At 64.1% G+C, this 17573-nt stretch carries 16 protein-coding genes and 1 pseudogene; 13 read left to right on the forward strand and 4 right to left on the reverse strand.

Going from position 1 to position 17573, the window contains the following annotated elements:
* Window positions 1-6: 6 nt before the first annotated feature.
* The 7 genes from ACIQ42_RS02410 to ACIQ42_RS02440 all read left to right on the forward strand — a co-directional run bounded on the left by ACIQ42_RS02410 (window position 7) and on the right by ACIQ42_RS02440 (window position 7667).
* Entirely contained in the window at window positions 7-966 is a 960-nt protein-coding gene (locus ACIQ42_RS02410; protein ID WP_397420628.1) for a hypothetical protein, read from the forward strand.
* Window positions 967-1131: 165 nt separating this feature from the next.
* The gene (locus ACIQ42_RS02415; protein WP_397420629.1) at window positions 1132-1563 is read left to right on the forward strand and encodes a helix-turn-helix domain-containing protein; all 432 of its coding nucleotides are present in this window, start codon (window positions 1132-1134) and stop codon (window positions 1561-1563) included.
* Window positions 1564-1659: 96 nt separating this feature from the next.
* Window positions 1660-2838, forward strand: coding sequence for a CaiB/BaiF CoA transferase family protein (locus ACIQ42_RS02420; RefSeq protein WP_397420630.1), 1179 nt, complete (start codon window positions 1660-1662; stop codon window positions 2836-2838).
* A 401-nt stretch (window positions 2839-3239) separates the two neighbouring features.
* Window positions 3240-3878 carry an urease accessory protein UreF gene (locus ACIQ42_RS02425; RefSeq protein ID WP_397420631.1) on the forward strand — a complete coding sequence of 213 codons (639 nt, stop codon included), beginning with the start codon at window positions 3240-3242 and terminating at the stop codon, window positions 3876-3878.
* 81 nt (window positions 3879-3959) lie between these two features.
* The gene (gene guaD, locus ACIQ42_RS02430) at window positions 3960-5309 is read left to right on the forward strand and encodes a guanine deaminase (RefSeq protein WP_397420632.1); all 1350 of its coding nucleotides are present in this window, start codon (window positions 3960-3962) and stop codon (window positions 5307-5309) included.
* Between the two features lie 10 nt (window positions 5310-5319).
* Window positions 5320-6342, forward strand: coding sequence for a purine nucleoside permease (locus ACIQ42_RS02435; protein ID WP_397420633.1), 1023 nt, complete (start codon window positions 5320-5322; stop codon window positions 6340-6342).
* 2 nt (window positions 6343-6344) lie between these two features.
* Entirely contained in the window at window positions 6345-7667 is a 1323-nt protein-coding gene (locus ACIQ42_RS02440) for an NCS2 family permease (protein WP_397420642.1), read from the forward strand.
* On the opposite strand, the gene ACIQ42_RS02445 is transcribed toward ACIQ42_RS02440, so the two are convergent.
* Window positions 7664-8287 carry a LysE family translocator gene (locus ACIQ42_RS02445; protein ID WP_397420634.1) on the reverse strand — a complete coding sequence of 208 codons (624 nt, stop codon included), beginning with the start codon at window positions 8285-8287 and terminating at the stop codon, window positions 7664-7666. The two genes, ACIQ42_RS02440 and ACIQ42_RS02445, sit on opposite strands and share 4 nt — an antisense overlap.
* A 190-nt stretch (window positions 8288-8477) precedes the next feature.
* Between ACIQ42_RS02445 and ACIQ42_RS02450 the strand changes: the two genes are divergently transcribed.
* Together ACIQ42_RS02450 and ACIQ42_RS02455 are read left to right on the forward strand one after the other, a co-directional pair.
* Window positions 8478-9131: a helix-turn-helix domain-containing protein gene (locus tag ACIQ42_RS02450; RefSeq protein ID WP_397400153.1), complete on the forward strand. Its 654-nt coding sequence runs from the start codon at window positions 8478-8480 to the stop codon at window positions 9129-9131.
* Between the two features lie 63 nt (window positions 9132-9194).
* The gene (locus ACIQ42_RS02455; protein WP_397420635.1) at window positions 9195-10064 is read left to right on the forward strand and encodes a universal stress protein; all 870 of its coding nucleotides are present in this window, start codon (window positions 9195-9197) and stop codon (window positions 10062-10064) included.
* Window positions 10065-10229: 165 nt separating this feature from the next.
* On the opposite strand, the gene ACIQ42_RS02460 is transcribed toward ACIQ42_RS02455, so the two are convergent.
* Window positions 10230-10547, reverse strand: coding sequence for a c-type cytochrome (locus ACIQ42_RS02460; protein WP_397420636.1), 318 nt, complete (start codon window positions 10545-10547; stop codon window positions 10230-10232).
* A gap of 213 nt (window positions 10548-10760) precedes the next feature.
* Here ACIQ42_RS02460 and ACIQ42_RS02465 point away from each other — a divergent pair, with 213 nt between their 5' ends.
* Together ACIQ42_RS02465 and fixJ are read left to right on the forward strand one after the other, a co-directional pair.
* A complete protein-coding gene (locus ACIQ42_RS02465; RefSeq protein ID WP_397420637.1) occupies window positions 10761-12209 on the forward strand; it encodes a PAS domain S-box protein in 1449 nt (482 codons plus the stop codon).
* Entirely contained in the window at window positions 12202-12807 is a 606-nt protein-coding gene (fixJ, locus tag ACIQ42_RS02470) for a response regulator FixJ (protein WP_397420638.1), read from the forward strand. Before ACIQ42_RS02465 ends, fixJ begins: the two co-directional genes overlap by 8 nt.
* A gap of 443 nt (window positions 12808-13250) precedes the next feature.
* Here the strand turns inward: fixJ and ACIQ42_RS02475 are convergent, their stop codons facing one another.
* The gene (locus ACIQ42_RS02475; protein WP_397420639.1) at window positions 13251-14045 is read right to left on the reverse strand and encodes an SDR family NAD(P)-dependent oxidoreductase; all 795 of its coding nucleotides are present in this window, start codon (window positions 14043-14045) and stop codon (window positions 13251-13253) included.
* A gap of 144 nt (window positions 14046-14189) precedes the next feature.
* Entirely contained in the window at window positions 14190-16403 is a 2214-nt protein-coding gene (locus ACIQ42_RS02480; protein ID WP_397420640.1) for an ATP-binding protein, read from the reverse strand.
* A 322-nt stretch (window positions 16404-16725) separates the two neighbouring features.
* Between ACIQ42_RS02480 and ACIQ42_RS02485 the strand changes: the two genes are divergently transcribed.
* Window positions 16726-17106, forward strand: coding sequence for a response regulator (locus tag ACIQ42_RS02485; protein ID WP_397420641.1), 381 nt, complete (start codon window positions 16726-16728; stop codon window positions 17104-17106).
* 211 nt (window positions 17107-17317) lie between these two features.
* A pseudogene (locus ACIQ42_RS02490) lies at window positions 17318-17573 on the forward strand (hypothetical protein); the annotation flags it as partial.

A 17573-nucleotide genomic window follows, 5' to 3' on the forward strand; every position in this document is an offset into this window, starting at 1 on the left:
GCGAATATGGCGCAAGCGCCAGCTAACAGTACCGTTCGTGTCGCCGCCCGCCTCGCGATCGGCTTTGCGCTGGATCTGGTAAAGCTTGGAGGATTCGGGCGGGACGTGATCGATGGGTTCCTGTTGGCGGCCATCAGCCAGGCCAACGTCATGCCCCTTGTGCGTAAGCCGGAGATGCAGCGCGCTTACGCCTCGCTTGACCAGGCGCCGCCGGACGATCTGCGGCGTCCGGTGAGTATCAACGCCATCGCCAACTCGCTGCAGGTCCCCTACGAAACGGCGCGGCGCCGGATCACCGCGCTGATCAACGTCGGCACCCTGCAATCGACGCCAAATGGTCTGATCCTGCCGCAAGAGCCCCTGAACTCCACATTTTTTCGCTTAGGCGCAGAGGGCAACTACAATCTGGTGAGAACCCTCTATTTCCGACTGCGCGGCATCGGGCTTCTGCAGGATCTGGCTCGCCCGGATGGTCCGCCATGTGATCCCGAACACCCGCCGATGCGATTGGTGAGCCGAATGTCTGTCGACTATCTGTTACGAGTTGTCGAACCGATAAATCAGCACATCGGCGATATCGTTACAGGGCTGGTGCTGATGGAAGTATTCCACTCCAACACCAGTCATCTGGCAGACACCGATGGCGGTAGCGCGAGGCCCGACTGGTCTGCAGACAGTTTTGTCGCGGATGACGATCGCCGCCCCGTCTCAGCGGCGGATGTGGCGCGGAACCTTGGTATGCCCACCGAGACCGTTCGCCGGCGGCTTGCGAAGCTCGTCGCCCGGAATAGATGTGAACGCGACGAAACCGGATACTGGATATCGTCTCGTGTCCTGGCCGAAGGCCTTATTGTCGAATTCGCACTGACCAATCAGAGTTATTTGCTCAAGATGTTTTCTGGCCTGGCAGAGTTTGGTGTCCTTCTGGACTGGGATCGCGAGTTGGCTTTCAGACCTGGGGTGTGAAGTATATGGCGACCATAAACCCAAAATGGGTACGTTGGTATTTCCTATTGCGACACAGATACCTCAACTTAAGGCAGAACGTTTCTGGGGAAACTGTCGCAGAAGCTGCGTTGACGTGAAACCGCGCGGACTCTGTGTTGAGGGTCGGGGAACATGACAACCAAGTTGGAACAGGACAGCCCGAACCTGGCCGTGGCCAGTGTCGTCGATGGCGGCCGAGTTGATGGACCTCATCCGGTGGACTCGCACGTGGGCCTGCGTATCCGTATGCGCCGTAAGGAGATGGGGGTCAGCCAGGAGCGTCTCGCCGAATCGCTCGGGATCACATTCCAGCAGGTTCAGAAGTATGAACGTGGGGCCAACCGCGTGAGCGCATCGAAGCTCTGGGAAATCGCGACCGCGCTGCGTACGCCCGTGTCCTACTTCTATGACGGCCTGAGCGATCGCGAATCGGCGGCGGCTCAGCGCGACGCCGCCCAGGACTTCCTTCTGTCCACCGAGGGCATCGAACTCATGGCCGCGTTCCCGCGAATCACCGAAGCTTCCGTCCGCCGCAAGATCGTCGAACTGATTTGCGTCGTCGCGGACGAGGCCTGACGCGGTCTTTTCAAGTCTCGCGGTCCAGAGATTCTCAGGCGCGCATCCTTCAACGCTTTGACATAATCTGCGCTCCGCAAGGCGGAGGAGACAGGCATGCTGCTGCAAGGACTGAAGGTCGTGGAAATGGCGACGTGGGTCGCCGCCCCCGGTAGCGCAGCCGTGATGGCCGACTGGGGTGCCGAGGTCGTCAAGGTGGAGAGCCCAACAGGCGACGCCACTCGGGCTTTCCAGCCCGACACGGCCGAGAGCCCCGGCAATCCGATCTTCAGCAACGAAAACCGGGGCAAGAAGGGTGTTGTCCTCGACATCGGCACGCCACAGGGCCGCGACGCCCTGAAGCTGCTCATGAGTCAGGCGGACATCTTCATCACAAACACCCGCCCGGGGTCCCTGAAGCGGCTCGGTCTGGACTACGACAGTGTCAAGTCCGCGATGCCCCGCCTGATCTACGCAGCCGTCACCGGCTATGGCCTTACGGGCCCGGAGGCGGACGTCGCCGCCTTTGACATTACCGCCTTCTGGACGCGCAGCGGCATGGCGCGTGCGATGATACCGCCGGATCAGGAGCCGTTCCCCTCGCGCCCGGGATTCGGCGATCACGTTACGGCGCTGGCGACCGTATCGGCGGTACTCGCGGCCCTTCACGAGCGGACCGGGACCGGACGCGGGCGGCTGGTCGAAACCAGCCTGATCCGCGCAGGCGCCTATGCCATTGGCTGGGACCTGGGTCTGCAGCTTCGATATGGGGAGGTGGTGACCACCCAGGCGCGAGCTGACCGCCCGAGCGGCATTTCTGGCTTCTTCCGGACCGCCGACGATCGGTGGCTCTGCATCGTGCCGCGGACACTGGATTGCTTCATGAAGATGATGCTGGTGATTGACCGCCCGGAGGTCCTGGCGGAACCCCGGTTCGAACCGCCCATAGTCGACATGGCCACCACTCGAGAGGTCCGTGCCATGTGCGACGAAGGGTTCGCGAAGCTGACACTAGCCGAAGCCGGCGCGCGCCTCGATGAACAGGATCTGGCCTGGGCACCCATGGCTACGCTTGCCGAACTTGCCGCCTCCGAGATGGCGGAAACGGCCGGTTGCTTCGTGACTGTCGAGGATGGTTGGGGCGGTTCTTTCCGCGCGCCAGCGGCTCCGGCCCGCTTCCCGGAGGGCGCGCCGCCCGTGGGACGGGCTGCGCCGAAACTGGGCCAGCACACCCGCGAGGTGCTTGAGGCGGCTGGCTTGCACGCCGACGAGATAGACGCCCTGATGCGGCCCTGACCCTCAAAAAAATACACCGGGCGGAAGCACCGCCCGGCGCGAAGTTGAGAAAAGAGAACGCCCTGAGAGGGCCTGCCGAACCTGACTTCGATTGCCGAGCAGGCAACCGGAACGACCGAAGCATGTGCGTGGAAGGCCTCGGCGCGCAGGTTTTCGGCAAAATCACGCTCCGGCGCCCGGTTTGTCATCGAACCTGTCCGGACAACCTGACCCTCGGGGATCTTGGCGCTTCAATCCAGTTGGTGCCTGAATATTGGGCGCCGTCACGGGACTTGCCTTTGGCTCGCGCTCCCGGCTGGACACGTCGCAGGCAGGGTCCAACCTGTTCGGGTGACACCACTCACCGCCTCCCCACTTACCCGAAGCGTTCCGATATGTGACGTAGCGGCAAAGGGAAAATCATGATCCCGTCCGAGACCCGCCTCTTGCGGCTCCTGACCTGGCTGACGCCCACCTTTGCGGCGGGAACCTTTGGCTATGCCCATGGCCTCGAGGCTGCCATTCGCGGGAGGACCGTCGCCGACACTCTAGGTCTCACCGCCTGGATATCCAACCTGATTGAACATGGATCTGGCTGGACAGACGCCGTGTTGGCACGCGCCGCCTGGATTGCGGTCACCGCAGAAGATCACGTAGCTCTGGAGCGCGTCGCCGCCCTTGCCGAACAGCAGATCGCCTCGCCCCACAGGCGTCGCGAGAGCCTGGCGCATGGCGAGGCGTTTCTTGTCGCGGTGGCCGCCTGGAACCCGCCACCGATACTGAGCGCGCCTTATCCGGTGGCGGTGGGGGCGACCGCCGGCGCCGCCGGAATTCCGTTGGAGCCTGCTCTGGCGGCCTGGCTTCACGCCTTTGCCGCCCATCTCACCGGCCTGGCGGTGCGGGCAATTCCGCTTGGCCAGTCCGACGCCGTGGCGGTGATCGCCGGTCTCGAACGCGTGATATTGCGCACCGCGGCCCGCGCTGCAGGCGCGACCTTCGACGACTTGGGCACCGCTGTTCCCGATCTCTCGACCATCCCTCAGCGCACCGCGCAGGCATGACCAAAAGGCGCGGCGGGACTGCGGCCCTGGCTCGGGCTATGACAGCCACGCAGCTGACCCTGATCGGACCTCTGGCCCCCTATGAGCCTCCATGCCTATCGCGCCGCCCTGTTCCACACCCTGGACGACCCGTCTGTGTCTCCGGAGGCCGCTGTCTATCACGCGGACGGACTGTTGGTGGTGGAAGACGGCCAGGTGACCGCATTCGGACCGCATGATGACCTTCGCGCCACCCTACCCCTTGATACGCCGGTTACGCATTTCCCCGGTCATCTGATCACACCAGGCTTTATCGACGCTCACATTCATTTCCCCCAGACCGATGTGATGGCCGCCTGGGGCGCCCGGCTCCTCGACTGGTTGGAGAACCATACCTTCCCGACCGAGCAGGCCTTCGTTGACCGCGCTCATGCCGATTCGGCCGCCGCCTTTTTCCTGGACCAGCTGCTGGCGAACGGAACCACCAGCGCCCTGGTGTTCGGCTCGGTCCACAAGACTTCGGTTGAGGCGCTGTTCGAGGCCGCGCTGGCCCGCAACATGCGACTGATCGGCGGCAAGGTGCTCATGGACCGCAACGCGCCCGAGGGCCTGACAGACACGATCGAACGTGGTCGCGAGGACACAGAAGCGCTGATCCGCGCCTGGCACGGGCGCGGACGGCTTGGCTACGCCGTGACGCCGCGCTTCGCCGTCACGTCCAGCCCGGGACAGCTTGCCATGGCCGGCGACATCGCTGCGGCCCATGCCGACATCCTGATCCACACGCACATGTCGGAGAACACGGAAGAGATCACCCGGGTGGCGCAGCTCTTCCCCGACGCGGGCGACTACCTGGATGTCTATGCGCGATATGGCCTTGTCGGATCGCGCTCGGTATTCGCCCACTGTGTGCACAGCGACGACGACGCCCTTAGGCGGCTGGCGAAGGCGGGCGCGTCCGTGGCCTTCTGCCCCTCCTCCAACCTGATGCTGGGCAGCGGTCTGTTCCGACTGAAGCGAGCCTGCGCTTGTGGGGTCAACACGGCGCTGGCTTCTGACGTTGGCGCCGGAGCCAGCTTTTCCATGCTGTCGATGATGGGAGAGGCCTACAAGGTGGGGCAGCTTTCCGGCGACGCCCTTGACCCGCTGCATGGCTTCTATCTGGCCACGCTCGCCGGCGCGCGGGCGCTGCATATCGAGGATCGGGTGGGCAACCTTGAGCCGGGCAAGGAGGCGGATTTTCTGGTGCTTGATCTGGCGGCCACGCCTCTACTGGCCCGGCGCACTGCAGGTGTAGCAAGCCTGGCTGAAACCCTGTTCATCCTCTCGATCCTGGGCGATGACCGCGTGGTCGCGCATACCTTTCTTGCAGGCCGTCTGGCGCATAGCCGAAATGGCGTCTCAGGGCTTGCCCAGGATACGGCTTGGCAGCCTATAACTAGCCCTTGCTAGGGGGCCTCGCGTGTTTCGACCATTTCTGCTGATTGCGGCCCTGCTTGCGCCGTTTCCCGCTTTCGCAAAGCCGGTGACCGTCAAGGTGGTCGTGCTTACGATGTTCGAAGTGGGTGAAGAGACCGGCGATGTCGCCGGCGAGTTCCAGCATTGGGCGGAGCGCTATCCCTTCACAGAGAAGGTCAAGGTCACTGGCATCGAGCATCCCGTGCGGGTGTCCAGGGACGGCGTCGTGCTGGTGCTGGCCGGCATGAATGCCCGATCACGACAAAGCGTGACCGCGCTGGCGCTCGACCCGCGCTTCGACACCTCGAAGGCCTACTGGCTGATCGCCGGTATCGCCGGGGTTGATCCTCAATCCGGTTCCATCGGCAGCGCCGCCTGGGCGCGATGGGTTGTGGACGCCGACGCCGCCCACGACATGGACGATCGCGAAGCGCCGGCAGACTGGCCCTGGGGGATCTATTCCCTGGGAACCCGCAAACCTGGCCTGAAGGGATCGGCCGCAGGCGCCAGCGGCATGGCCTGGAAACTGGATCCCGGGCTGGTGGACTGGGCCTACAGCCTGACGCGCACAACACCGCTGGCTGACACCCCGCAGCTTCAGGCCGCACGCGCCAACTATGTCGCGGCTCCCGCAAGACAGCCGCCCAGGGTCTATCTCGGCGACGCCATCGGGACCGCGAGATTCTGGCACGGCGACAAGCGCACGGCATGGGCTCGCGACTGGGTCCGGATCTGGACCGACGGCCAGGGCCAGTTCGCGATGTCGGACTGTGAGGATCACCAGGTGATGGACGCGCTTGACTTGCTGGGGCCATCGGGGCGCGTGGATCGACGACGGGTTCTGGTCCTGCGTACTGCCAGCAACTACACCGCCGCAGCCCCTGGCGCCGATCCCGTGTTTGATTTCGCGCCAGGTGGCCTGGAAGCCGGGGTCGAGGCCGCCTATCGGGTCGGAGAGCCCGTCGTGAAGGCGTTGGTAGCCGGCTGGGACCAATTCGTCGACCAACTCCCGCAGGCCGCGCGATGAGCCTGCTGCAACGTACCTTCAAATTGGCCGAGCACGGCACATCGGTCCGCACCGAACTGCTGGCCGGCGTCACCACATTCTTGACGATGGCCTATATCGTACTGGTCAATCCGGCGATCCTGTCGACCACGGGCATGCCGCTGGCGGGCGTCGCGGCGGCAACCTGCCTGGCGGCCGGGATCGGCTGCCTGCTGATGGGTTTTCTGGCCAACTATCCGATCGCGCTGGCGCCCGGCATGGGCCTGAACGCCTATTTCGCTTTCACCGTCGTGGGCGCGATGGGCATCCCCTGGCAGACCGCCCTGGGGTTGGTTTTCGTATCGGGCGTTCTGTTCCTAGTGCTGACCGTGGCAGGTGTTCGACAGCTGATCGTCAGCGCTATCCCTCGCGCCCTGTTCGCCGCCATCGCCGCCGGGATTGGCCTGTTCATTGCCTTTATTGGCCTGCGTAGCGCGGGACTGGTTGTGAACAATGACGCCACCCTGGTGGGTCTGGGCGATGTGCATGAGCCGACCACCCAGCTGGCGTTGCTGGGCCTGGTGATCCTATCGGTGCTGACGGTGCTGAAGGTGCGCGGCGCCATCTTCATCGGGATCGTCGCCACCGCCCTGCTGGGCTGGGCGCTGGGCCTGGCGACCTGGACGCCACAACCCTACAGCCTCGAAGACATGACCGGGACGGCACTGCAGCTGGATATTCCGGCGGCCCTCGGGGTCGGAGGTCACGGTTTCGGACTGGCGCTGCTGGAAATTCTGTTCATCTTCCTGTTCGTGGATCTGTTCGACAACGTCGGCACCCTTGTGGCGGTGAGCAAAAAAGCTGGGCTCATGCGGCCAGATGGAACCATTCCGCGCCTGAACCGCATTCTGTTCGCGGACGCGGGCGCGACCATCGTGGGCTCCCTCGCCGGTACGAGCACTGTGGTCAGCTATATCGAGAGCGCATCCGGCGTTTCGGCCGGCGGCCGCACCGGCCTGACCGCCGTGGTCGTAGGCCTGCTGTTCCTGGCTACCCTGTTTGTGGCGCCCTGGGCCCAGGCGATCCCGGCCGCGGCCACGGCGCCGGCGCTGATCCTGGTGGGGGCGATGATGATGGCGCCGCTGGCCGAGATCGCCTGGGACGATCCGGTTATCGCCATCCCCGCCTTCCTGACGCTGATCACCATCCCGCTGACCTTCTCCATCGCCAATGGTCTGGCTTTCGGTGTGATCGCCTATGCGCTGCTCAAGCTGGCCTCGCGCAAGGCGGCGAAGACCGACTGGCTGCTGTTCGCCCTGGCCGCGCTCTTCCTGGCCCGGTTCGTCTACATGGCGTTTGAGGCTTAGCGGGCAGAAGACACCGCCAGCCAGATCGCAATGGCGGCCAGCGCCACTGCGAAGAGCCTTTGTCGTCGTACAGAACGGTTGACCGCGCCTTCGGTCGTCATCGCGGTGCTGGCCCGTGACGCCATCAAGACGATGAGGAGGTGAATGATCACACTTACGACGAGATGGAGGCTGCCCAGGGTGGCCACCTGCAGCACCGGCTGTCCAGCCTCCGGGCGTACGAAGCCGGGTAGCACCGCGACATAGAATACTGCGGCCTTCGGGTTCAGCAGGTTGTTGATCAGGCCGCGCAGAAACAGGCTCCTGGTCTCAGGAGGTGGGCCCTGGATGTCTGCGGCGTCGCGCCAGGTATCAACGGCGAGCCAGAGCATATAGGCCACACCCGCCCACCGCAGCGTCTCATAGACCCAAGGCCAGCGCAGGGCGGCCTCGGCCAGGCCGAAAACCGAGGCCACCAGATAGATGGCCAGACCCAGCGTGACGCCGGCCACCACTGTCAGGCCCGCGCGCCAGCCGGATTGCCCGGCCACAACCGCCAGATAGCCCATGTTCGGGCCGGGCGTCAGCTCGATGACCGCCACAGCGAGAAGGAACGGCAGCAGTTGGCTTGCGCTCAGCAAGTGACGGAATCGTGCATGGGAGCCTCCAGCTCATCGACTGTTGGACCCGGGCGGAGAAGCTGCGGCCCAGGCGCTGGCGAAGCATATCGAAGGCCAGGTTGCGCCTCCGTAGTTCTACCTAGGGGACGCTCCGAAATATCACCGTTCCGCACAGCGTCGTAGCTTTTGCTCATCGGAACAGGAGCTTGCGATGACCTTGGCATATCCCTTGGAAGACCCACGGACCGCCGCCCCCTCGAGGGCCTTGTCCGATGTTCTGGATCGGCTTGGCGTGCGCCTCGCCTACGCCAAGGACGCGGAGATCTACGCGCAAGAGGACGAAGTCGAGTTCCTCTATCAGGTGGTCAGCGGCGTGGTCCGCACGATGCGCCTGAACGCCGACGGTCGCCGCCAGGTCGGGGACTTCTATGTCGCCGGAGAGATGTTTGGTCTGGAGCCTGGCCCCGACCATCAGTTTACCGCCGAGGCGCTCTGCGACTGCCAGGTGCAGGTGGTGCGGCGCGCGGCGGTCAGGGCCCTGGCGGGTGATCGTGAGCTGGATCGGGCGATCCTTGAGGCCACCCGACGCGAACTCCAGCGGATGCAGGAGCATGTGTTGCTGCTGGGTCGCAGAAGCGCCCGCGAAAAGGTGGCCGGATTTCTCATGAGCCTCGCCCAGGATCACACCGAGGATACCGTGCGGCTCCCCATGGGTCGCCAGGACATGGCCGACTATCTGGGCCTGACGATCGAGACCGTGTCGCGCACCCTGACCCAGCTCCAGGGAGACGCCATCGTGGAGTTTCCAGAGTTGCGGCGCTTTCGTGTGACCCGGTGGGCGGCGCTGGAAGACTTGGCCGCCTGACAATTTGCTGCCTGCGCGGCCGCAGGCGTTTCCACGGCCGCTTAAACCGAGATGGAGGCGTCAATGTCCAAGACGCAGGAACGCCCGACCGCCAAGACCGCGGATCGCGCAGACAGCTACAGAAGCCTCCTGGTTCATGCCGAACCGGGAACCACATCGACCCGTCGGGTAGAGGTCGCGGCGCGGCTGGCCCGCGACCTGAACGCCCGGCTGATCGGGCTCGGAGCTGAGGCGTTCGAGCCCGGGCTGACGGTCGACCCCTTCTTCGGGTATGCGGCGGCTCAGTGGGTGACCCTCATCCAGGACCAGATCCTCAGCGATCTGACAAAGGCCGAAGCCGCCTTCCGGCGCGACGCCGCTGGCGCGGAAATCGAGTGGCGATCGGTGGAAGACAATCCCGCGAGGGCCATCGCGCTGGCGTCCCGCGCGTGTGACCTGATCGTCATGAGCCCCAAGGGTCCCGGCGGCCCCTCGCGCACCGCGGACCCGGCAGACGTGGTGATGACCTCCGGACGTCCGGTACTGATGGTTCCCGAAGGTGCGGCCCATCTCCACGCAAAATCGGTGGTCATCGCCTGGAAGGACACCCGCGAGGCCCGGCGCGCGGTGGCCGACTCGATGCCCTTCCTGAAAGCCGCAGGCGAGGTGATCGTTCAGGGTGTCTGCGAGGATGTCGACGCCGAGATCGTGACCCGCGAGACCGAGGACGTCGCCGTGGCGTTGCAGCGACACGGGATCAAGGCCAGCGCCAGCGTCTCAACGGCGGCGAAGGATGGCGTGGCGGTCGAACTGCAACGCGTGGCGGCTGTCGCCGGCGCGGATCTGATCGTCGCCGGGGCCTATGGGCACAATCGCACGGCAGAATGGGCGTTTGGCGGGGTAACGCACGAGTTGATCCACAGGCCCCCGTGCTTTGTGCTCATGAGCCACTGAGGCTACCCGGCCAGGAAAGGAGGGGATCATGGCGACATGGCCGCCCTTCTTTCTGACTGCGCGGCGGCTTCGCGAGAACTTCGGTTGTCGACCGAGCGATCAATTAATCATTGAATTCGATGTTTTGTATTCAGCTTGGATGAGTCAATCGAATCCAGGGAGGCCTCAGTAGCGGCGATCCAGGGTATCGAAGTAGGCGACGATGTCCTCTGCCTCGGACGCCCCAAGGCTGACTGGTGGCATCTCTCCGGTTCCGTGCTGTGAGATCTCGGCGAACTTCCTGGCCAGGGAAATGGCGTTGTACCGCATCTGCAGATCGCGAAAGCGGGGGCCCTCGGTGGCTGCGGTCTCGTCAAGGCCCACCATGTGACAGCCGGAACACCGCTGTTTGGCGATGGAGAGCCCGCGATCGGCAGCCGGGCTGAATCCGGAGCTATCAGGAGCCACTCCCGTACTGGCGCAGCCGGCCAGAAGCGCGGCCAATACCATGCTTGTACACACCCGCATTGTCTGTCTCCCGTCCAGTTGCGGTGCCAGATTGCACCCTCCTGGCCGCGAGGTCGCCTCCGGTCATATACCTAGGCGTCCGTCGTGCGCGGCGCGCCGACATTGCCTTGAGGCGGCATTGGCCGTAACCGTCATTTCATGAATTCAGGGGCCCGGGCGTTGCTGAATCGGACCATCCATGATCGCGGGATGCCGGGGTTCGTTGTCGCGATCCTGTCGACGGGAATATGTGCGGCGGCCCGGATGGTGCTGGGCGCAGAACCCCAAAGCGATCTTGCCTTCCTGCTATTCGTCCCGGCCCTGATCGCCAGCGCGGCGGCAGGCGGACTCGCGCCGGCGATTCTGGCTGCCGTTCTCTCGATCATCGTGACTCTCGGCATGCAGGGTCTCCCAAAGGTGATGACCCCTGATCACTGGGTGCAGATCATTGTCTTTGCGGGCCTGAGCGTCGCTGCGGGCCTGGTGGGCGACCGGATGCTGAGCAATGCCGACGCGGCGCGCCGGGTGGTGGCCGACCTGGAGGCCCGGGAGGCGCATCTGCGATCCATTCTGGCGACCGTGCCCGACGCCATGATCGTCATAGATGAACATGGGACCATCCAGTCTTTCAGCACCGCGGCCGAGCGCCAGTTTGGCTGGACGCAACAGGAGGCGGTCGGGCGCAATGTCAGCAGCTTGATGCCCAATCCCTATCGGGAGGCCCATAATGGCTACCTCCTGCGCTATCTGACGAGCGGCGAGCGGCGAATTATCGGCATTGGCCGCGTGGTGGTGGGCGAACGCAAGGACGGCTCGACCTTTCCCATGGAACTCTCGGTGGGCGAGATGCGATCCCCCGACCAGCGGTACTTCACCGGCTTCATCCGGGACCTCACCGAACGGCAGGTGGCGGAACGGCGCCTGCAGAGCCTTCAGGGCGAGCTGGTCCATGTGGGGCGCATTACCGCCCTCGGCGAAATGGCGTCGGCCCTTGCTCATGAGTTGAACCAGCCGCTGACGGCCGCGGCCAATTTCATGAAGGGATGCCTGATGCTGCTGGACCGCGAACCCGTGGATCGCGGGCGGCTGCGCGAGATGATCTCGCAGGCCGGAGATCAGGCCCTGCGGGCCGGCCAGATCATTCGACGACTACGGGACTTCCTGTCCAAGGGCGAAGCCGACCGCCAGCCCGAGAGCTTGCCCCAACTGCTGGAGGAAGCCGGTGCTCTCGCCATGATAGGGGCGCGCGAGAAGGGCGTGCATCTGACGTTCCGCATAGATCCACAGACCCGGCGGGTCATGGCCGACAAGGTCCAGATACAGCAGGTGACCCTGAACCTGATCCGCAACGCCATTGAGGCGATGGAGAGCTCGGAGCGGCGCGATCTGGTAGTCGGCGCGGCCCCTGGCGCTGGCGATGTAGTTGAAATCTTCGTGAGTGACACCGGTCAGGGCATCTCCCCCGAGTTCAGCGCCAAACTGTTTCAGCCCTTCATGACCACCAAGGACCAGGGCATGGGCGTCGGCCTGTCGATCTCCAGAACCATTGTGGAGGCCCATGGCGGGCGGATCTGGGCAGAGGCCAATCCCGGCGGCGGCACCTCGTTCCGCTTCACCCTGCCGGTGGCAGACACAGACAGCGAGCCTGGCCATGACTGACCCTCAGGTCCATGTGATCGACGATGACGAGGCTGTGCGCAGGTCGGTTGCGTTCCTGCTCGAGATGGCTGACCTGCCGGCACGCACCTATGGCTCCGCGCGTGAATTTCTGGACATCGTCGACAGCCTGCGAAACGGATGCGTCGTGACCGACGTCCGCATGCCCGGAATGAGCGGCCTGGACCTGGTGCGTCACCTCAAGGACATCGGCGTAAAGCTGCCGGTCATCGTGATCACCGGGCACGGGGACGTACCCATGGCGGTTGAGGCCATGCGGGCCGGCGTGACCGACTTCCTCGAAAAGCCCTTCGACGATGTCGCCTTGATCGCGGCCGTCCGCGCCGCGCTGGATCAGCAGGTCGCTACGGCGCCGCACCCGGAAGAGCGCGAGCGCTTCGAGACGATGCTTGGCGCCCTGTCCGGGCGCGAACGCGAGGTGTTGCAGGGCGTGATCGCCGGTAAGCAGAACAAGGTCATCGCCTTCGAACTCGGCATCAGCCCGCGGACCGTCGAGGTCTACCGGGCCAATGTGATGAGCAAGACCGGCGCACACAGCCTGTCAGAGCTGGTCCGGATCGCGTTGCTGGCGGGCTTGTAGACGGGAACTCTCCGGCCGGGTCGGCCAAACTGCGCTCACCACTCTTCCCGGAGAATGCCACCCGCCAGATTGAGCGGCTGGGGACAGGGCGTCAGCGGGATCAGTGAAGGTCAGTACTGGGGGGAAGCGGCCCTACAGATCTTCACCGCGCCGCCAACGCCAGCCCCCGGCTGTCTTGCTCGCGACAATCACAATGAGGGCTGCGATCAGTGCCATCACCACACCAAATCTCGACGGTCCGTGAAGCATGATGGCCGAAGCGACAACGCCGAGAAGGAATAGGAACAAGACCGCCCAGCCTTCCCACGAGATCGGGAGGCCAGCCCCGTAACCGAAGCGCTTGGGCGCAAACCACGGCTTCGATGCACCCGCCATCACACGTCTTCCGCCTGCAGAGGCTGCACCACACTGAGCGGCCTAGGAAATGTCAGCAACGGGTCGGGCTACCTCGGAGGCATCCGGATTGCGCCATCGAGGCGAATGCACTGCCCGTTGAAGTACCCGTTGCGCGCAAGTTCCAGGACCAGGCTGCCAAATTCAGGCGGATTGCCCAGTCGCTTGGGAAACGGCACGGAGGCCGCAAGACCCGCGAAGATCGACGGCGCCCTGTCCTTCACGCCCAGCATCGGCGGTGTGGCGAAAATTCCAGGGAGGATCGCATTCACCCGGATGCCCAGATCCATCAGGTCGCGCGCCATCGGCAGGACCATGGAATTGACGGCCCCCTTGCCGCCGCCATAGGCGACCTGACCAATCTGGCCGTCCTGCGAGGCAGCCGACGAGGTCAGGATGATGCATCCGCGTTCCCCATCGTCGTTGAGCGGGTCGGAATTGGCCATACCGAGCGCCCCGTGTGACGCAATCCGGTAGCTGGCCGTGAAAATCCCGTCGGCGGCGCGGGCGATCATCTCGGTCGGGTTGCGCTTGTAGCTGCCGGTTTCCTTGTCGAATGAGATGGTCTTGCCGCCGCCAGATACGACGGCGCAGTGCACCACGATACGCTCCTGCCCGTGCGCCGCGCGCGCCTTGGCGTACCCTTCGACGACACTTTCCTCGGAGGTGATGTCGACCTTGCAGAAAAGGCCGCCGATGGCCTTGGCCACCTCCTGGCCGCCGGCCTCATTCACGTCAAAGATGGCGACCTTGACCCCGGCGGCGGCGAGCGCTTCGGCGCTCGCACGGCCAAGTCCCGAGGCTCCGCCCGTGACGACGGCTGCGATTGTGTTGTCGATCTTCATTGAAAGCTCCCCGGTCTCATCACTGCAACGCGTCGATATTGCCGTCATCCTTGCCGGCGGCGCCAGCGCAGAGTTCGTTACAGCGGCCCACGGTTACCGACCACGGATCGCCCGGGCCTCCGGGCCATCCCTCGTCGCGGACGTTCAAGCCGCCCGAGACTCCTTCAACGCCTCCGTCGCGTCACCGTAGCCCTCGGCGCCGGCGACGGCCTGAATAACCCGCAGGAGTTCCCGAACGTCGATAGGCTTGGCGATGACGTCGTTCATTCCGGCGGCGTAGTAGGTTTCGATCTGATGTACCATCGCGTTGGCGGTCAGAGCCACGATGGGTACGGGCTCCCGCCCCGTCTCGGCCTCAAGGGCCCGGATCTGGCGGGTCGCTGACGGTCCGTCCAGGACGGGCATCTGCACATCCATGAGGATCAGGTCCCAATCGGCTGTCCGCCAGCTGGCGACAGCTTCTACGCCGTCATCGACGATTGTTACGGATAGATCGAATTGGGCCAGCAGGGTCTTCAGGACCAGCTGATTGATGGGATTGTCTTCTGCGGCCAGAATATTGAAGGCGCGAATGGGCTCCATGAACCCGTCGTCCGCCGGCTGGAATGCAGGATCCACCGCAACGGTCGCCATCCCTTCCAGGGGCAGGAGAACTTCAAAGACCGTTCCAGCGCCAGGTTCGCTGGTCGCGTTGATCGCCCCACCCATGGCCGCACAGAGATCGCGGGTGATCGCAAGCCCAAGGCCGGAGCCGCCGTACTTTCGGGTGGTCGAGGAGTCGGCCTGCACAAAGCGATCAAAAATGCCCGCGATCTGGTCCGGGGCGATCCCGACGCCGCTGTCCGACACCCGGATGATGACGTCTTCGCCGCGCCGGTCGATCGAGACCCTGACTTCACCTTCGGCTGTAAACTTCACGGCGTTGGAGATCAGGTTGTAGAGAATCTGCCGCACACGTGCTGAATCGCCGAGATAAGCGCCGCGGGCGTCGGGCTGGACCGTGAGATTGAAGGACAGCCCCTTGCTATGGGCGACGCCTGTGAAGGCGGCATGAGCGCCAAGGGCCAGGTCCTCAAGGTCGAAGGGTTTTGACTCAAGCACCAGCTTGCCGGCCTCGATCTTCGAGAGATCCAGTACGTCATTGAGGATAGCCAACAGGGCTTCGCCGGATTGCCGAATGACGGCAAGGTGATCCCTCTGAACCGCAGACAGGACGCCGCGATCCATAACATGGGCCATGCCCAGCACACCGTTCAACGGCGTTCGGATCTCGTGGCTCATCACGGCGAGGAACTCGCTCTTGGCCAGAGACGCGGCGTTCGCAGCGTTCACCGCCGCCTTGAAAGCGGTTTGATCGACAAATGAAACCAGGATGACGGACCAGGGCGGGTTCGCCTCGGGCAAGAGCCGGTAGTGGACATCCAGCTCGGAAATTCGACCATTGGGCATGGTGATCCGGGTCGAGAATGGCGGCATGACCCCATCCTTGCCGAGGCCTTCCAGGCCGTCGCAGAGTTGCCGCAAGAAGCCATCATCAAAACGGCCTCGCGAGAAGGCGCCATCGGGTTGACGTTCATAGATCAGCCTGCGGGCGGCATCATTGGCCTCTGTCAGGACAATGTCGTCGATAACGTCCGGCGACTCCTTGAAGGCCTTGAGCATCCTGTCGCCCATTGAACCCTCGGCGAGCCATGGATCCTGCAGGCGGACATACAGCGCGGATGCGTCGAGACTGACCTGTGGCAACGGGCTCTGATGGAACAGTGTGCGCCACCGGCTTCGTTCCGACGCGGCTTCCTGACCCAGAAGCTCTGCGCGATCGCGCTCTATAGCCAACTCCCGTGACGCATCGCGCAGGCGCTGGCTCTCCAGATGAAGGGTCTGAGCCAAAAGGGCGATGAAGGTCACGAACGCAAGCCCTCCGATCGCCAGAAGGAGGCCGCTAAACACCGCTACGGGATACCCGAGCCATGATGCAACAAAAGGCAGAGCCACGAGCATCAAGGACGATGGGCCGACGAGGAGCGCTGCGTCCCGTCTGGATCCACGGGTCATGATCGCGTTGTTCAGGGTAATCGCACATCCGACAAAGACCGCTGCGGCAATGCCGACGATAGTCTTGTCCAGCAGGCAAACAAAGATGACTGAACTGAACGTTGCACCGGATATCAGTCGTGTCAGCGCCGCTGTAATGGCCAGTCTCCGGCTCTCGGGCTTGCCGATGAACGCCTTCGAGATGTGCCCATCCAGCAGCGCAGTGAACGTAGCCCCGGCCAGCCAGAGGATCGCTGCCGGATGTCGGGTCTCAAGCCAGATCAGCAATCCGATCAACGCGCCTTGAGCCAGACGAGTTGACAAGCCCTCGTATCGCCATCGAAGCACTCTTTGACCGGGTAGCTCTCTATGAGGCATCGGCTTTCCTGATGGTCATTTGTATGACCGGGTCGAAAACGGCGCAGACCGCACTCTCAAAACGATCATCGCCCAAAGAACCATGGCCGGGCTTTCTGCCCCGTTAACCCCTTTGGCTGAGGTGTCGCACTTTGGGAGTGATCGTACGCTGACCTGCCGCTGATTCCCGGTAGGTGCGGATGAGATGAGACGCGAAGGGCGCGGGTGCTGCACTGGCCGGATTGCGATGGGTCAATGAGACACTTGCCAGGGTGCCGCACTATTCGGCATGCTCCATCCGACGCCTTCCGCTCGATCGCTGGTTATCATCGTCGACGACGATGCCGCCGTCCGAGAGGCGTTGATGTTCACGCTAGAGCTCGAGGGTTTTGACGTGAAGGGCCTTGGAACAGGCGAAGCGCTTTTGCTGTGCGACTTGCCCGAGGCGGGAACCTGCCTGGTGGTGGATGAACGGTTGCCCGGAATGTCGGGGTTCGAGGCGCTGCGGCGGCTGCGCCTGCGCGAGGTGAGGCTTCCGGCCTTGCTGATGACCAGCCATCCAGACTTCCACTTGCGGGCAGCGGCGCGCCTGGCCGGTCTGCCCATCCTTGAGAAACCCCTGCTTGGCGATGTCCTGTCCGACGCCATCCGCGCCGCATTACACAGCTGACCGCGAAAAGCCGCCGCCGGCTGACCGGCGGCGGCTAAGGCGGAAAGCGCCGGCCCTGAGAGTTGTCAGACGTCGCGCAGGGTCTTCGTAGTCTTCGAGGCCAGCGCGGACTGAATCTGACCGAAGATCACCGTCGCGACAAAAACCGAGAAGCCGGCGACGACGATTGTGAGAAAGGGTGTCATGGTTTGCTCCTGTCGATGCAGGGAGAGTGCGCCGGACGGACGGCCACAGCCTTGATCTGGGTCAAGGCGAACTCGAGGGCGTGCGGATCATCAGCTCGGAAGCGGCCAGCCTTACGTGCGCCAATCACCTGAGCGAGGAGATCATGGCCGGCGGCCATGGCGTCGGCCACCAGCAGATCCGGCCGGGGTTCGGTCATGGCTTCAACGGCGCCGTGTTCACAGACCCGGCGCGCGGGGTCGAACGTGGGCCGCGGGACCTATCAAAGGGATGGAACGGCAGGG

It is taken from the genome of Phenylobacterium sp. (assembly GCF_044372605.1).
In the GTDB taxonomy this organism is placed as follows: Bacteria; Pseudomonadota; Alphaproteobacteria; order Caulobacterales; family Caulobacteraceae; genus Phenylobacterium.

What these genes read in the sequence shown, in the direction of transcription:
- ACIQ42_RS02410 (WP_397420628.1), top strand. Translation starts at nt 7, where the DNA reads ATGGCGCAAGCGCCAGCTAACAGTACCGTTCGTGTCGCCGCCCGCCTC.
- ACIQ42_RS02420 (WP_397420630.1), top strand. Translation starts at nt 1,660, where the DNA reads ATGCTGCTGCAAGGACTGAAGGTCGTGGAAATGGCGACGTGGGTCGCC.
- ACIQ42_RS02425 (WP_397420631.1), top strand. Translation starts at nt 3,240, where the DNA reads ATGATCCCGTCCGAGACCCGCCTCTTGCGGCTCCTGACCTGGCTGACG.
- guaD (WP_397420632.1), top strand. Translation starts at nt 3,960, where the DNA reads ATGAGCCTCCATGCCTATCGCGCCGCCCTGTTCCACACCCTGGACGAC.
- ACIQ42_RS02450 (WP_397400153.1), top strand. Translation starts at nt 8,478, where the DNA reads ATGACCTTGGCATATCCCTTGGAAGACCCACGGACCGCCGCCCCCTCG.
- ACIQ42_RS02455 (WP_397420635.1), top strand. Translation starts at nt 9,195, where the DNA reads ATGTCCAAGACGCAGGAACGCCCGACCGCCAAGACCGCGGATCGCGCA.
- ACIQ42_RS02465 (WP_397420637.1), top strand. Translation starts at nt 10,761, where the DNA reads ATGCCGGGGTTCGTTGTCGCGATCCTGTCGACGGGAATATGTGCGGCG.
- fixJ (WP_397420638.1), top strand. Translation starts at nt 12,202, where the DNA reads ATGACTGACCCTCAGGTCCATGTGATCGACGATGACGAGGCTGTGCGC.
- ACIQ42_RS02475 (WP_397420639.1), bottom strand. Translation starts at nt 14,045, where the DNA reads ATGAAGATCGACAACACAATCGCAGCCGTCGTCACGGGCGGAGCCTCG.
- ACIQ42_RS02485 (WP_397420641.1), top strand. Translation starts at nt 16,726, where the DNA reads ATGCTCCATCCGACGCCTTCCGCTCGATCGCTGGTTATCATCGTCGAC.